This window comes from Actinophytocola sp. NPDC049390 (assembly GCF_044466355.1).
Classification (GTDB): domain Bacteria; phylum Actinomycetota; class Actinomycetes; order Mycobacteriales; family Pseudonocardiaceae; genus Actinophytocola.
Genome location: NZ_JBITMQ010000002.1, coordinates 321,397 through 334,881, shown reverse-complemented (window position 1 = coordinate 334,881; position 13,485 = coordinate 321,397). Strand labels below are relative to the sequence as shown.

Sequence of the window (13,485 nt, the reverse complement as noted above, 5' to 3'; positions counted from 1 at the left end):
CTGACCGGCATGCGTTACTCGGGGTGGCGGTCACGCCCCCGCGGGGACGTCCTCGCGCGGGGCGGTGGCCGCCGGGCCCGGCACGACGTCGCGGGCCCGGGCCAGCTGGGCCACGCCCAGCCCGGCGAGCAGCGCGCACACGACGGCGATGACGACCTCGACCGGCGTCGTCGCGAGGTGCTCGCCGAGCAGCACGACACCGATGGTCGTGGCGGTGGCCGGGTTGACCAGGTTGGTCACGGCGAGCGGCGCCGCGAGCCCGTTGCGGTACGAACGCTGCGTGAGCAGGGTCGCGGCGACCGCGAAGACGGCGATGCCGATGATCGCCACGATCGTGATGGGCTCGAGCAGCACGCCGAGCCCCTCGTCGCCCACGGTCACGACCACGGTCTGGCACAGCGCCGAGCAGACGGCGTACCCGGCGCCACCCGCGATGGCCTCCCACAGCGTCGACGCGCCCGGCCGGTTGCCCAGCGCACCCAGCACACCGACCACGGCGACCGTGGCGACCAGCAACGCGACCAGCTCGGTCGAGCCGAGTGTCTCGGTCGTGCCCGACGTCGTGATGAGCAGCGCGAGCCCGGCCAGGCCGATCACCGTGTTGGTCATGCCCTGCAGTTCGAGCCGCGTGACCTTGCGCTTGGCGGTGGCCGCCGCGAACGGCACCGCGATGACCAGCGTGAGCACCCCGAGCGGCTGGATCAGCGACAACGGACCGAACGCCAGCGACGTGACGTGCAGTGCCGCGCCGAGTCCGTTGAGCGCGAGCGCCACCCAGAACTGCGGGATGCGCAGCAGCTCCATGACCGGCAGGTGGGCGTAGCGGGCCTGGATGAGCGCCGCCGTCGCGTAGGCGATCGCGACCGCCACGCACAGTGCGATGGTGATGATCAGGTCGGCCATGCCACTCTCTCGGTTCGCCCGGCGGACGCGAAGGTCCTGCGTCCTTGGTCGGACGTACCGAGGGCATGAGCTACCCCCAGGGCTCTACCTCGCAGGATAGCGCTCCGGCGGAACGCGGCGAGGGCGATTGAGCTGTGACCGCCCCCACGCGCTGCCCCGGTAGGGTGGCGGCCGTGCCACTCCACGACATCCCGCTGACGACCCTCGCCGGTGAGCCGACCACGCTCGCCGACCTGCCGGGGCGCGCGTACCTGATCGTCAACGTCGCGTCGAAGTGCGGCCTCACGCCCCAGTACCGCGTCCTGGAAGAACTCCACGAGCGCTACGCCGACCGCGGCTTCTCCGTCGTCGGGTTCCCGTGCAACCAGTTCGGCGGGCAGGAGCCCGGCACCGCCGAGGAGATCGAGACGTTCTGCTCGACCACCTACGGCGTCACGTTCCCGATGATGTCGAAGATCGACGTCAACGGCGACGACCGCCACCCGCTGTACGCCGAGCTGGCCGCCACCCCCGACAAGGACGGCGCCGCGGGCGACGTCCAGTGGAACTTCGAGAAGTTCCTGGTGGACGGCCAGGGCGCGGTGGTCGCCCGGTTCCGCCCGGGGACCACCCCGGACGACCCGGAGCTGACGGCGGCGGTCGAGAAGGTCCTCAGCGACTAGGACACGGCTCCGACGGCGCAGGTGAAGGCCGCGATGCCGAGCAGCGTCCTGCCGTAGTGGAAGCGTCGCCACGTGACCCGCAGGCGCTCGGCCCCGTCGGGCGGGTCACCCTCCGGCAACCGCCGGAAGCGGGCGTTGATGGGCTCGGCGACGACCAGCGAGCTGACGATGATCACGCCGAACAGGCCCACCGCCACCCACGTCAGCGTCGCGGCCCGGCCGCTGCTGTTCAGCGCGAACAGCAGCGCACCGATGCCGCTCACCGCGCCGAGGATCGGCAGCATCGGGTCGACGCGCGCGAGCGAACGCCGGAAGTCGACGGCGTACTGCTGCACCGGCATGCGCCGCCAGAGGCTGGTGCGCTCGACCGCCACGACCAGGATGCCGCCCGCGAACAACCCACCGGCGGCGAGCATCAGCCAGGACCCGATCTGCGCGAGCGTCATACCTGCCAGTGAAACGCGGCCCGACCAGCGGGACAACGATCCTCGGCCGCCCCGCGACCGGCCCGTCAGTGATGAGTTGTCGCGCCCGCATCCGTCTCACCTGTGACGGAACACGACAACGCGGGAGGATGACGTGATGGGTGTGGACACGCGGCCGGCGGACGTGCGCGGTCTCGGCGAGGCCGACGAGCCGGCGTTCTCGGCACTGGCGGAACGGCACCGGCGGGAGCTGCACGTGCACTGCTACCGGATGCTCGGGTCGTTCGAGGACGCCGAGGACACCGTGCAGGAGACGTTCCTCCGTGCCTGGCGGCGGCGGGAGACCTTCGAGGGGCGGTCGACGTTCCGCGCCTGGCTGTACCGGATCGCCGCCAACGCCTGCCTGGACCTGCTCGCCAAGCACCGTCCGGCGCCCGCGTCCGGCGGTGAGGTGCCGTGGCTGCAGCCCTACCCGGACCGGCTGCTCGACGAACTGCCCGCGGGTGACGCGGACGAGCCCGAGACCGTCGCCGTCGCGCGGGAGACGATCGAGCTGGCGTACCTGGTCGCGGTCCAGCACCTCGCGCCGCGCCCGCGCGCCGTGCTGATCCTGCGGGACGTGCTCGGCTGGCCCGCGAAGGACGTCGCGGAGCTGCTCGGGGACTCCGTCAACTCCGTGAACAGCGCGCTGCAGCGGGCCCGCGCCGGCATGCGGGAGCACCTGCCCGCGCAGCGGCAGGACTGGACCGGCGGGGAGGAGGACGCGGCGACGCGCGACCTGGTGCGGCGCTACACCGACGCGTGCGTGGCCACGGACATCGACGCGCTCGCCGCGATGCTGCGGGACGACGTGCGCTCCTCGATGCCGCCCACCCCGGGCCTGTACGTCGGCCACGACGCGGTCGTGACCAGCTGGGTCGAGGACGGTTTCGCGGGCATGACGCACCTGCGTGCCGTTCCCGCGTCGGCGAACCGGCAGCCGGCCGTCGCCTTCTACCACTGGCGCGAGCAGGAGGGCGCGTACCTGCCGCTGACGATCGACGTCCTGCGCGTCACCGGCGGGGCGATCGCGGAGATCACCACGTTCCACGCCGACCGGTTCCCGCGGCTCGGCCTGCCGGAGCGCCTCACGCCATCGTGATGTCCACGCGGTGTCGGCCCGTCAGGGTGACCGGGACGGTGTGGTCGGCTCGCGTTTCGTCGTCCACCGCGAACGTCGTGATCCGCGTGCCCGTGCCGGTGATCGTGACGTCCAGTGTCAGGTCGCGGTACGGCAGGTTCGACAAGCGAACCTCGCCGAAGCCCTCCGGCACCGTCGGCGCGAAGCCGATCCGGTCGGCGGCGAAGCGCAGGCCGAACAGGCCGTGGTGGACCAGCGCCAGGTAGCCCGCCGCGCTCCACAGTTGCCGCGCCGAGCCGTCCGGGCGGCCCGCCCGGTAGAACTCGTGGAACGTCGGCGCCCGGCTCGCCAACCCGGCCAGCGCGTCCAGTTCCGCCGTGAACACGTCCACCGCGCCCCGCACCGCCGCCGCCCAGCCCCAGTAGCCCTGGACGAACGGCCACACCGTCCCGTTGTGGTAGTGGTACTCGTCCCTGACCAGCCACCGCGTCCACAACGGATACTTCGGCCACAGGCACGGCAACCCGTGCTCTGTCGGCCGCACCGTCGAGAAGACGGTCGCGGCCTGGGCGTCGTCCGCCACGCCCCACAGCAGCGCCAGCGCCGTGCCGAGCCCTTCCCACCGGTCCGACACGCCGCCGGCGGCGTCCTCGTAGTACGCGTAGCGGCCGCGTTCCGGCACCCACAGCCGGTCGTTGATCGCGTCCTTCACCGCCGCCGCACGGGTTGCGAACGGGCCGGGGTCCTCGCCGAGCACGCGGGCCGCGTGTGCCGCGATCGTGTAGGCCCGGTGGTGGAGCACGTTGGTGCTCAACGCCTTCGTGGCACCGACCGCCCGGCCGCGGAACGCGTACCTCGGCGGGTAGCCACTGTTCGACTCCATGAAGCTCGCGCAACCCCGGAACAGGCCGCCGTCGAAGACCTCCTGCTCTGCTCGTGCGAGGCTCGCGCGGGTCACCTCATGGCTCCACGCCAGGAAGTCCCGGTCCCCGGTCGCCTCGTAGCACGCCCACGCGCCGATCGTGCCCACGATCGCGTCCGTCAGGTTCGGCCACCGGCCGAAGTGCGCTGCCCGGTCCTGTTCCCACCGGCCCGCGGCCGCAACGGCACGCGTCGAGGCACGCGCGATGTCCGGACGCAGCAGCCCGGCGCCGAGGTCGATGGCGTACGCCGCGTCCCGCACCCACAGCGTCGGCCACGACTCGCCCGCGACGAACACGTCACCGACGACGTTGTTCGCCACGTCCCGCACCGCCTTGGCGTAGGCGGCGTCGTGAACCCGTTGTCCACTCGCGAGCGCCGGTGTCACCACATGATCGAACGTACTACCGCTTGCCGTGCGGGCTGCCGAACGTCCACACGGCCCGGGTGAACGGACCGACGACGAGCGTGGACCTGCCGATCTTTTCCTTGTGCCGGTAGCCGACGGGGCGGTTGAGCGACATCTCGACCTGCCGCAGCCCGATCCGGTCCGGCGGGGCGACGTCCAAACGGATCGTCATGTCGTCACTGTGCGCGATGACACCGCCGTTCGGGTGCTCCACGACGGTGAAGTCACCCGCGCGCAGCAGCGGCACGGTGTTCGCCAGGTCCCGCGCGGTGACGGCCATGCGCACACTGGTCACGTCCCGCATCAGGTGGTGGCGGTAGCCGTCCGGCAGGTACCGCTCGCGGCCCACGTCGCGGGCGTGGTTCGGGGGTTCGGTCTTGCTGCGCGGGTCGGCGAAGTACTCGGGGCGGTACTCCATCGCCCACGCGCCGAACGCGTCGTAGCGATCCGTGGTGAACACCGAGTCGAACCACGGAACTGGCTTACCGTCACCAAAGTCGCGAGTTTGGGTGAACTCGATCGGCTCAGTGATGCCTTCGTCGCGCAGTTCCTCCGTCACCCCGGGAAGGTCCTCGGCGCACTCGGTCGACAGGCCCATGCCGCCCGCGCCCGCGCCGCCGTCCGGGCCGGGCAGGTCACCGACCCCGAACAGTTCCAGGTAGGTCTCGCGGCCCAGCAGGTAGCGGCCGGTCCAGGTGTGGCCGCCCGCGCCGGTGGTGGTGCGCAGCTCGAAGTCGGCGAAGCGGCGCAGGTAGTCGGACTTCTCGATGGCCTCGGCGGTGCCCGCGTCGAGCACCCCGTAGATGTGGTTGAAGTACAGCAGTTCGCGGGGTAACGCGTCGGCGCGGCTGTCGGCCGCTCCTGCGACCAGCAGTGGCACGGCGACAACGGCGGCCAGAAGGGTGCGTGACACCCCGCGTTTCTGCATGCGGCCATGGTAGGAGCAGCGATCATGAATCGCGGTCGAGCCACGGTCGCCGGACAGAAAACCGGACAACGCTTGACCGGCGGGGAGGACTCTCGGTGCACTCGTTCGCGGTGATCGCTAACGCGAGGAGGTCCCATGTCCTACGTCCCACGATTAGGGCTGACGCTCAGCGTGGTGCTGGCGCTGCTGCTCGGTCTGACGACACCGACCGGGGCGGCCGCACCCGCACCGCACGGGCCGCCGGGTGACTGGGTCGGCACCTGGTCGGCGTCCGCGTCCGGCACCGTGCCCAACACTCCGACCGGGTACGCGGACCGCACCGTCCGCAACGTCGTGCACACCAGCGTCGGCGGCACGCGGGTGCGGGTCGGCCTGACCAACGTCCTCGGCACGGCCGCCGTCCGCATGACCGCCGTGACCGTCGCGGTCGCCGCGCGCCCGGACGCGCCGGACGCGGTCGCGGGCACGATGCGCCCCGTGACCTTCGGCGGCGCGTCGTCGTTCACCATCCCCGCCGGCGGCGAGGTGCTGAGCGACCCGGTCGCGATCGCCGTGCCGGAGGACGGGGACCTGCTCGTCAGCGTGTACACGCCGGTGCCGTCCGGGCCGGTGACCTACCACCAGGTCGCCAACCAGACCTCGTACCTGACGCCGTCCGGGGACCACACCGCCGACGAGGCGGGCGGGGCGTTCACCCAGCAGATCGGTTTCTGGCCGTACGTGAGCAGGGTCGACGTGCGGGGGAGCGCGGAGGGCACGGTGGTCGCGTTCGGCGACTCGATCACCGACGGGAACAACTCGACGCGCAACGCGAACCACCGCTGGCCGGACTACCTGGCCGACCGGCTGAACGCCGCGCCGGGCCCGTCACGGCTCGGTGTGGTGAACGCGGGGATCAGCTCGAACCGGCTGCTCAACAGCACGTGGAACCCGAACGCGCTGTCGCGGCTGGACCGGGACGTGCTCTCGGTGCCCGGCGCCCGTGCCGTGGTCGTGCTGCTGGGCATCAACGACATCGGCGGCAAGCCGCAGCACCGCGAACCGGAGCCGATCATCGCCGCGCTGCGGCAGGTCGCGGCGCAGGCGAAGGCGAAGGGGCTGCGCGTGGTCGGCGGGACGTTGACGCCGTTCGGCGGGTCGAGCAACTACACCGAGGAACTCGAGGGCGTGCGGCTCGCCGTCAACGAGTTCGTCCGGCACGGCGGCGCGTTCGACGCGGTGGCCGACTTCGACGCGGCGCTGCGCGACCCGGCCGACCCGCACCGGATGCGCGCCGAGTACGACTCCGGCGACCACCTGCACCCGAAGGACGCGGGCTACCGGGCGATGGCCGACGTCGTGGCTCTCGACCAGTTCCGGCCCGCGCAGGCGGGGGACTGGGTCGGCACGTGGCACACGGCGATGGCGCAGGCGCTGCCGGGCACCGACCAGGGGCTCGCGAACCACTCGATCCGCAACGTCGTGCACACGAGCGTCGGCGGCCGGGCGGCCAGGATCCGGCTGTCCAATGTGTACGGAAAGGTGCCGGTGACGATGGGCCGGGTGACGCTCGCCGTGGCGGCGGGGCCGTCGACCCCGGACGCGGTCGCGGGCACGATGCGGGCGGTGACCTTCGGCGGTGCGCCGTCGGTGACCATCCCGGCGGGCGCGGAGGTGCTGAGCGACCCGGTGCCGTTCGCGGTGCCCGCCGACGGCGACCTGCTGGTCAGCGTGTTCACACCGGAGCCGTCCGGGCCGGTGACCGCGCACCCGCGCGCCTACCAGACCTCGTTCCTGACCTCCGCCGGTGACCACACCGCCGACGAGCGGGGGAGCGCGTTCACCACGCCGACCCCGGCGTGGCACTACGTGACCGCCGTCGAGGTCGACGCCCCGGCCGTGGACGGCGCGGTGGTCGCGTTCGGGGACTCCATCACCGACGGCGACAAGTCGACGACCAGCGCGAACGTGCGGTGGCCGGACGTGCTCGCGGACCGGCTGGCGGCGCGCCCAGGACCGACGCGGCTCAGCGTGGTGAACAGCGGGATCAGCGGCAACCGGATCCTCGACAGCACAACGGGGATCGGCGGGCAGAACGCGTTCGCCCGGCTGACCCGCGACATGCTGGTGCCGACCGGCGCGCGGACGGTGATCGTGCTGGAGGGGATCAACGACATCGGGAACCTGGCACACCCCGATCCAGTGGCGCTGAGCGCGGCGCTGCGGCAGATGGCGGCGCGGGCGCACGCGTCGGGGCTGCGGATCGTCGCGGGGACGATCACGCCGTTCATGGGCTGGCGGTCGTACAACGACGAACGCGAGTCGGTGCGGCAGGCGGTGAACGAGTTCATCCGGACGAGTGGCGTGTTCGACGCGGTCGTCGACTTCGACCAGGTGGTGCGGGACCCCGCGGACCCGCGGCGCCTGGCGGCGGAGTACGACTCGGGTGATCACCTGCACCCGTCGGACGCGGGCTACCGCGCGATGGCGGAGGCGATCGACCTGCGCCAACTCGACTGACCAGCGGCGGCCGCTGATGCCCTGAAGGACGCTTTCGGGACGTTGAGTGTCCCGAAAGCGTCCTTCACGCAGTGGGCGTGCCCTTGCCGGGGTAGTGGGCCCGGTGGTGGAAAGATCACCTGCGTGTCCCCCCGCGCTCGTTCTCGCTCCACCGGTCGTCTGCTCGGTCTCCTCGTCGCCGTCGCGGTCGCGGTCGCCGTCTGGTGGTTCACCGGCGACCCCACCCGGGCCGACGAGACCGGGAAGGAGACCGAGCCGCTGCCCGCCGACCCCGCGACCGCGCTGACCGTGCTCGACGGGCTCACCGTCGCCGAGGAGGACACCGGGTTCCGGTACGACCGGGACCAGTGGCCACACTGGTCCGGGCAGGGCGACGGGTGCAATACGCGCGAGGTGGCGCTCCAGCGGCAGGGCACCGGCGTGAAGACCGACGACGCGTGCCGGGCAGTGTCCGGGACGTGGGTGTCCGACTACGACGGTGTGGTGCTCCACGACGCGAGCGACGCCGACCTGGACCACCTCGTGCCGCTGGCCGAGGCGGCGCGCAGCGGTACCCGGAAGTGGACCCGCGACCAGCGGGAGGCGTTCGCCAACGACCTCGACCAGCTCCTCGTGGTGTCCGCGACCTCGAACCGGCAGAAGGGCGACCAGGACCCCGCCAGCTGGCTGCCCGAGCAGAACCGGTGCGGGTACGCGGTCCGCTGGGTGCTCACCAAGGACAAGTACGACCTGACCGTGGACCGGGACGAGCGGGACGCCCTGCGGGGTGTCCTCACGCACTGTTGACCTTCAAGACTTGACTCGTTCCAGAAAAGTCGCAAGACTGCGCCCGTGCCCACGACGTCGGACTTCGAACGCATGCTGCGCGACGCCGCGCTGCGTGTGACGCGCCCCCGGATGGCGGTGATGTCCGCGGTGCACGACCATCCGCACGCCGACACGGATTCGATCATCGGTATCGTGCGCGCGGATCTCGGCGGAGTCTCCCACCAGGCCGTCTACGACGTCCTGCGCGCACTCACCACGGCCGGGCTGCTGCGGCGGATCGAGCCGCCGGGGTCCGTGGCGCGGTACGAGGCGCGGGTCGGCGACAACCACCACCACGTCGTCTGCCGGTCGTGCGGCGTGATCGCCGACGTCGACTGCGCCGTCGGCAGCGCCCCCTGTCTGATCGCGTCCGACGACCACGGTTTCGTCATCGACGAGGCCGAGGTCGTCTACCGGGGCCTGTGCCCCGACTGTTCCACCGCAACGAGCACCAACCCCTGATCCTGGAAGGATTCCCGTGTCTGACAGTCCTGACGCCGTCGTTGGAGAGATGAACACCGAGGGCGCCGGCGGGTGCCCGGTCTCCTCGGGGCGTTTCAACCACCCGACCGAGGGTGGGAGCAACCGTGACTGGTGGCCGAACCGGCTGAACCTCGCGATCCTGCGCAAGCACAACCCGGTGGCCGACCCCATGGGCGGGGACTTCGACTACGCGGCCGCGTTCGCCGGCGTCGACCTCGACGAGCTGGCCAGGGACGTCGACGAGGTGCTGACCACCTCGCAGGACTGGTGGCCCGCCGACTTCGGCAACTACGGGCCGCTGATGGTCCGCATGGCGTGGCACAGCGCGGGCACCTACCGCATCGAGGACGGCCGCGGTGGCGCGGGCGCGGGCATGCAGCGGTTCGCGCCGCTGAACAGCTGGCCGGACAACGGCAACCTCGACAAGGCCCGCCGTCTGCTGTGGCCGGTCAAGAAGAAGTACGGCCGCAGGATCTCCTGGGCCGACCTGATGATCTTCACGGGCAACCGCGCCCTGGAGACCATGGGCTTCACCACCTTCGGCTTCGCCGGTGGCCGCGCCGACGTGTGGGAGCCCGACGAGGACGTGTACTGGGGCCCCGAGCGCACCTGGCTCGGCGACGAGCGCTACAGCGGTGACCGCCAGCTGGAGAACCCGCTCGCCGCCGTCCAGATGGGACTCATCTACGTCAACCCGGAGGGCCCCAACGGCAACCCGGACCCGCTCGCCGCGGCCCGCGACATCCGCGAGACCTTCCGCCGCATGGCGATGAACGACGAGGAGACCGTCGCGCTCATCGCCGGTGGCCACACCTTCGGCAAGACCCACGGCGCGGCCAACCCGGACGTGCACGTCGGCGCCGAGCCCGAGGGCGCCCCGCTCGAGGAGCAGGGTCTCGGCTGGAAGAACTCCTTCGGTTCCGGCAAGGGCCGGGACGCGATCACCAGCGGTCTCGAGGTCACCTGGACCTCGACGCCGACCCAGTGGAGCAACTGGTTCTTCCACAACCTGTTCACCTACGACTGGGAGCTCACCACGAGCCCGGCCGGCGCGAACCAGTGGCGGCCGAAGAACAACGCCGCCTCGGGCACCGTGCCCGACCCGGAGAGCGGCGCCCTCGACCGCGCGCCCGGCATGCTCACCACCGACCTCGCGCTGCGGTTCGACCCGATCTACGAGCCGATCTCGCGGCGGTTCTACGAGAACCCGCAGGAGTTCGCCGACGCGTTCGCCCGTGCCTGGTTCAAGCTGACCCACCGCGACATGGGCCCGATCCAGCGCTACCTCGGCCCGCTGGTGCCGCAGGAGGAGCTGCTGTGGCAGGACCGCGTCCCCGCCGTCGACCACGAGCTGGTCGACGAGGCCGACGTGGCCGCGCTCAAGGAGCGGGTCCTGTCCTCCGGCCTGTCGGTGTCGCAGCTGGTCACCACCGCGTGGGCGTCCGCCTCGACGTTCCGCGGCAGCGACAAGCGCGGTGGCGCCAACGGTGCCCGGCTGCGTCTCGCGCCGCAGCGTGAGTGGGAGGTCAACCAGCCCGACGAGCTCGCGCAGGTGCTGCGCACCCTGGAGAGCGTCCAGGAGGCCTTCAACGGCGAGCAGACCGGCGGCAAGAAGGTCTCGCTGGCCGACCTGATCGTGCTGGGTGGCGTCGCGGCGGTCGAGCAGGCCGCCAAGAACGCCGGCGTCGACGTCACCGTGCCGTTCACACCGGGCCGCACCGACGCGTCGCAGGAGCAGACCGACGTCGAGTCGTTCGTCGCGCTGGAGCCGAAGGCCGACGGGTTCCGCAACTACCGCGGCAAGAACGGCCACCTCCCGTCGGAGTACCTGCTGGTCGACCGCGCGAACCTGCTGAACCTGAGCGCGCCCGAGATGACCGTGCTCGTCGGTGGTCTTCGTGTCCTCGGCGCGAACCACCAGCAGACCGCGCTCGGTGTGCTGACGTCGACGCCGGGGTCGCTGACCAACGACTTCTTCGCGAACCTGCTCGACATGGACACGGAGTGGACGCCGGTGTCCGGGGACGCGGAGGTGTTCGAGGGTCGCGACCGCGCCACCGGTGAGGTCAGGTGGACCGGCTCCCGGGTCGACCTCGTGTTCGGCTCGAACTCCGAGCTGCGTGCCGTCGCCGAGGTCTACGCGAGCGACGACGCCAAGGAGAAGTTCGTGCGCGACTTCGTGGCCGCCTGGGACAAGGTCATGATGCTGGACCGGTACGACCTGGTCTGAGTCTCGTCCCGTGCGCAGGGCCGGTCGAGGGGTTTCCCCGACCGGCCCTGCCGCGTTTCACCCGGCGGTGCTGCGCGTGCCCGCGCGAAGGGTGCGGCCGAATTCGCGGCACCGCACTGGACGAACGCCGCTCGGCCGGGTGGCCGTATTCCGTCCTCCCGGAATTCGGGGTGCCGACTCCAGCGAATGGCTCTGTACCAGCGTGTTTCGCCGCGAGTACGGTCCACGTGATCACGATGGGCACGGTGGTTCGGAGGTGTGGCATGAAGAAGGTGACCGCGAAGAAGGCGGGCGGCACGCGGTTGACGGCCGGCTCGCGCAGGCTGTGGATCGAGTGGTGCTGGTGAGCTGAGTGCCGCGGTCGAGGAGCGTCATGACGACGTACGGACCGTTCGACTGCGACGCGTGGGCGGCCGGACCGTACGGCGGCGTCGGCGAGTTCCTGAGGCTCGTCGTCGCGGAACTCCTCGACCGCGCACCGGAAGTGGTCGAACGGCACGCGGTCGAGCTGGTCAGTGCCGTGCCGGACCTCGCGCCGCTGCTGCCAGGGTCGGCGGCGGCCGCGCTCGACGTGGCCGCGGACGTCCAGATCCGGTTCCACCCGGCGGCACGCACCCGCGCGCTCGCGTTCGGCCTGACCGAACTCGTGGCGGCGTGGGACACCCCGGCACACGTCGTCCTGCACAACGTGGACCGTGCGGACCGCACCACGGTCGAGCTGGTCGACGCGCTCCGCCACGTGCCGGCGCTGACGCTGGACCTCGACCGCGGATCGCCCGCGCCGGCACCGGACACCGATGCCGCGGCGCTGCGTGCGGCGCTCGGTTCCGCCATTGCCAGAGGTTTCTACGACCACGGGCGGCGTGTCGCGACCCGCGGCCGTGAGCTCGCCGGGGACGCGGACCTCGCCTGGGCGTTCACGACGGGTCTCGCGACCTGCCTGACCGCACTCGGTGAACCCGTTGCCGCGCGGGACCTCTACCTGGCGGCGGTCGCGTCCGCGGCGTCCACTGAGGACACCGCGGTCCTCATGTCGGCGTCCGCGTCGCTCGGGGTGCTGCACGCCCGGCACCTGCCCGCCGACCCGGGAACCGCCCGTGCGTGGCTCGACCGCGCGATGGCGCTCGCGGCGGAACTTCCGGAGCCGCGCCGAACCGTGCTGACCGTGTTCCACGGTCAAGGGCTCGCGTTGCTCGACAGCAAGGCGGGCGACCACGAGCGTGCACTGCGCACCATCGACGATGGCCTCGCCGCGCTCGACCGCGTGCTCGCGCCGGGGGAGCGGCGTCAGGACCGGGCCCGGCTCGTCCACAACCGCGCGCAGGTCCACCTGGCCATGCGGCAGCCTGCCGCCGCGCTCGCCGACCTCGACGCGGTCATCGCGGTGGACCCGTACAACGCGGAGTACTACGTGGACCGCGCATCGCTGCTGCGGGCGGCGGGCCGGGTCGAGGAGGCCGTCGCCGACTGCGCGGCGGCGATCCGGTGGCACCCGCACCTCCCGGAGGCCTACTACAACCGGGCCGACCTGCTCCAGTCGCTCGGCGAGCCGGAGGCGGCACTGGCCGATCTGGACCGCGTTCTGGCGCAGGACCCCCGGCACGTCGACGCGCTCACGAACCGGTCGGCGCTGCGGTACGAACTGGGCGACCCGGACGGTGCGCAATCCGACGCGCGCGCTGGACTGGCCGTCGCGCCGGAGGACCCGCACCTGTTGTGCGCACTCGGTCTCGTCCACGCCGACCGCGGTGAGCACGACGCCGCCGACGAGTTGTTCACCCGTGCGCTCGCGGTCCGCCCCGACCTGACCGAGGCGCTCGTGAACCGCGCCACCACCCGGTTCGACCGCGGCGACGTCCCGGCCGCCATCGCCGACCTCACCACCGCGCTGTCGGTCGCCGACGACCCCGTCACCCGCTACAACCGCGGCCACGCCCACCGCGAACTGGGCGACCGGCGGTCGGCGGCCGCGGACTTCACGGCGGCGCTGTCCCTCGACGACGGCACGGACGAGGAGTTCACCGCCGAACTCCGCGCCGCGCTCGCGGACTGCCGGCCGGGAAACCGGTTCGACGGCGTCGCCGAGTGCTGACACAGT

At 71.9% G+C, this 13,485-nt stretch carries 11 protein-coding genes; 7 read left to right on the top strand and 4 right to left on the bottom strand.

The annotated features are described in order from the left end of the window. Positions 1-30 precede the first annotated feature (30 nt). The gene (locus ACIBVP_RS07705) at positions 31-903 is read right to left on the bottom strand and encodes a hypothetical protein (protein ID WP_396105217.1); all 873 of its coding nucleotides are present in this window, start codon (positions 901-903) and stop codon (positions 31-33) included. A 173-nt stretch (positions 904-1,076) separates the two neighbouring features. Between ACIBVP_RS07705 and ACIBVP_RS07700 the strand changes: the two genes are divergently transcribed. Continuing rightward, positions 1,077-1,565, top strand: coding sequence for a glutathione peroxidase (locus ACIBVP_RS07700; protein ID WP_396105216.1), 489 nt, complete (start codon positions 1,077-1,079; stop codon positions 1,563-1,565). On the opposite strand, the gene ACIBVP_RS07695 is transcribed toward ACIBVP_RS07700, so the two are convergent. Then, positions 1,562-2,011, bottom strand: coding sequence for a DUF1772 domain-containing protein (locus ACIBVP_RS07695; protein ID WP_396105215.1), 450 nt, complete (start codon positions 2,009-2,011; stop codon positions 1,562-1,564). The genes ACIBVP_RS07700 and ACIBVP_RS07695 overlap by 4 nt on opposite strands. Before the next feature lie 136 nt (positions 2,012-2,147). On the opposite strand from ACIBVP_RS07695, the gene ACIBVP_RS07690 reads away from it, so the two are divergent. After that, entirely contained in the window at positions 2,148-3,131 is a 984-nt protein-coding gene (locus tag ACIBVP_RS07690) for an RNA polymerase subunit sigma-70 (protein WP_396105214.1), read from the top strand. Here the strand turns inward: ACIBVP_RS07690 and ACIBVP_RS07685 are convergent. Beyond that, positions 3,118-4,422 (bottom strand): MGH1-like glycoside hydrolase domain-containing protein, encoded by a 1,305-nt coding sequence (locus tag ACIBVP_RS07685; protein WP_396105213.1) that lies wholly within the window; start codon positions 4,420-4,422, stop codon positions 3,118-3,120. The two genes, ACIBVP_RS07690 and ACIBVP_RS07685, sit on opposite strands and share 14 nt — an antisense overlap. 13 nt (positions 4,423-4,435) lie before the next feature. Continuing rightward, on the bottom strand, positions 4,436-5,368 hold the full coding sequence (locus ACIBVP_RS07680; RefSeq protein ID WP_396105212.1) for a DUF5829 family protein: 933 nt from the start codon (positions 5,366-5,368) through the stop codon (positions 4,436-4,438). Positions 5,369-5,503: 135 nt separating this feature from the next. Here ACIBVP_RS07680 and ACIBVP_RS07675 point away from each other — a divergent pair, with 135 nt between their 5' ends. The 5 genes from ACIBVP_RS07675 to ACIBVP_RS07655 all read left to right on the top strand — a co-directional run bounded on the left by ACIBVP_RS07675 (position 5,504) and on the right by ACIBVP_RS07655 (position 13,479). Next, positions 5,504-7,867 carry an SGNH/GDSL hydrolase family protein gene (locus tag ACIBVP_RS07675; protein WP_396105211.1) on the top strand — a complete coding sequence of 788 codons (2,364 nt, stop codon included), beginning with the start codon at positions 5,504-5,506 and terminating at the stop codon, positions 7,865-7,867. A gap of 123 nt (positions 7,868-7,990) precedes the next feature. After that, entirely contained in the window at positions 7,991-8,653 is a 663-nt protein-coding gene (locus ACIBVP_RS07670; RefSeq protein ID WP_396105210.1) for an HNH endonuclease family protein, read from the top strand. 45 nt (positions 8,654-8,698) lie between these two features. After that, complete coding sequence (locus ACIBVP_RS07665; protein ID WP_396105208.1) at positions 8,699-9,136, top strand: Fur family transcriptional regulator; 438 nt, start codon at positions 8,699-8,701, stop codon at positions 9,134-9,136. Between the two features lie 16 nt (positions 9,137-9,152). Further along, the gene (katG, locus tag ACIBVP_RS07660; RefSeq protein ID WP_396105207.1) at positions 9,153-11,387 is read left to right on the top strand and encodes a catalase/peroxidase HPI; all 2,235 of its coding nucleotides are present in this window, start codon (positions 9,153-9,155) and stop codon (positions 11,385-11,387) included. Positions 11,388-11,760: 373 nt separating this feature from the next. Beyond that, complete coding sequence (locus tag ACIBVP_RS07655; RefSeq protein ID WP_396105206.1) at positions 11,761-13,479, top strand: tetratricopeptide repeat protein; 1,719 nt, start codon at positions 11,761-11,763, stop codon at positions 13,477-13,479. Positions 13,480-13,485: the final 6 nt, after the last annotated feature.

Bases quoted from the DNA above. Each gene is read 5' to 3' on its own strand.
- ACIBVP_RS07705 (WP_396105217.1), bottom strand. From the start codon at position 903: ATGGCCGACCTGATCATCACCATCGCACTGTGCGTGGCGGTCGCGATC.
- ACIBVP_RS07695 (WP_396105215.1), bottom strand. From the start codon at position 2,011: ATGACGCTCGCGCAGATCGGGTCCTGGCTGATGCTCGCCGCCGGTGGG.
- ACIBVP_RS07690 (WP_396105214.1), top strand. From the start codon at position 2,148: ATGGGTGTGGACACGCGGCCGGCGGACGTGCGCGGTCTCGGCGAGGCC.
- ACIBVP_RS07680 (WP_396105212.1), bottom strand. From the start codon at position 5,368: ATGCAGAAACGCGGGGTGTCACGCACCCTTCTGGCCGCCGTTGTCGCC.
- ACIBVP_RS07675 (WP_396105211.1), top strand. From the start codon at position 5,504: ATGTCCTACGTCCCACGATTAGGGCTGACGCTCAGCGTGGTGCTGGCG.
- ACIBVP_RS07655 (WP_396105206.1), top strand. From the start codon at position 11,761: ATGACGACGTACGGACCGTTCGACTGCGACGCGTGGGCGGCCGGACCG.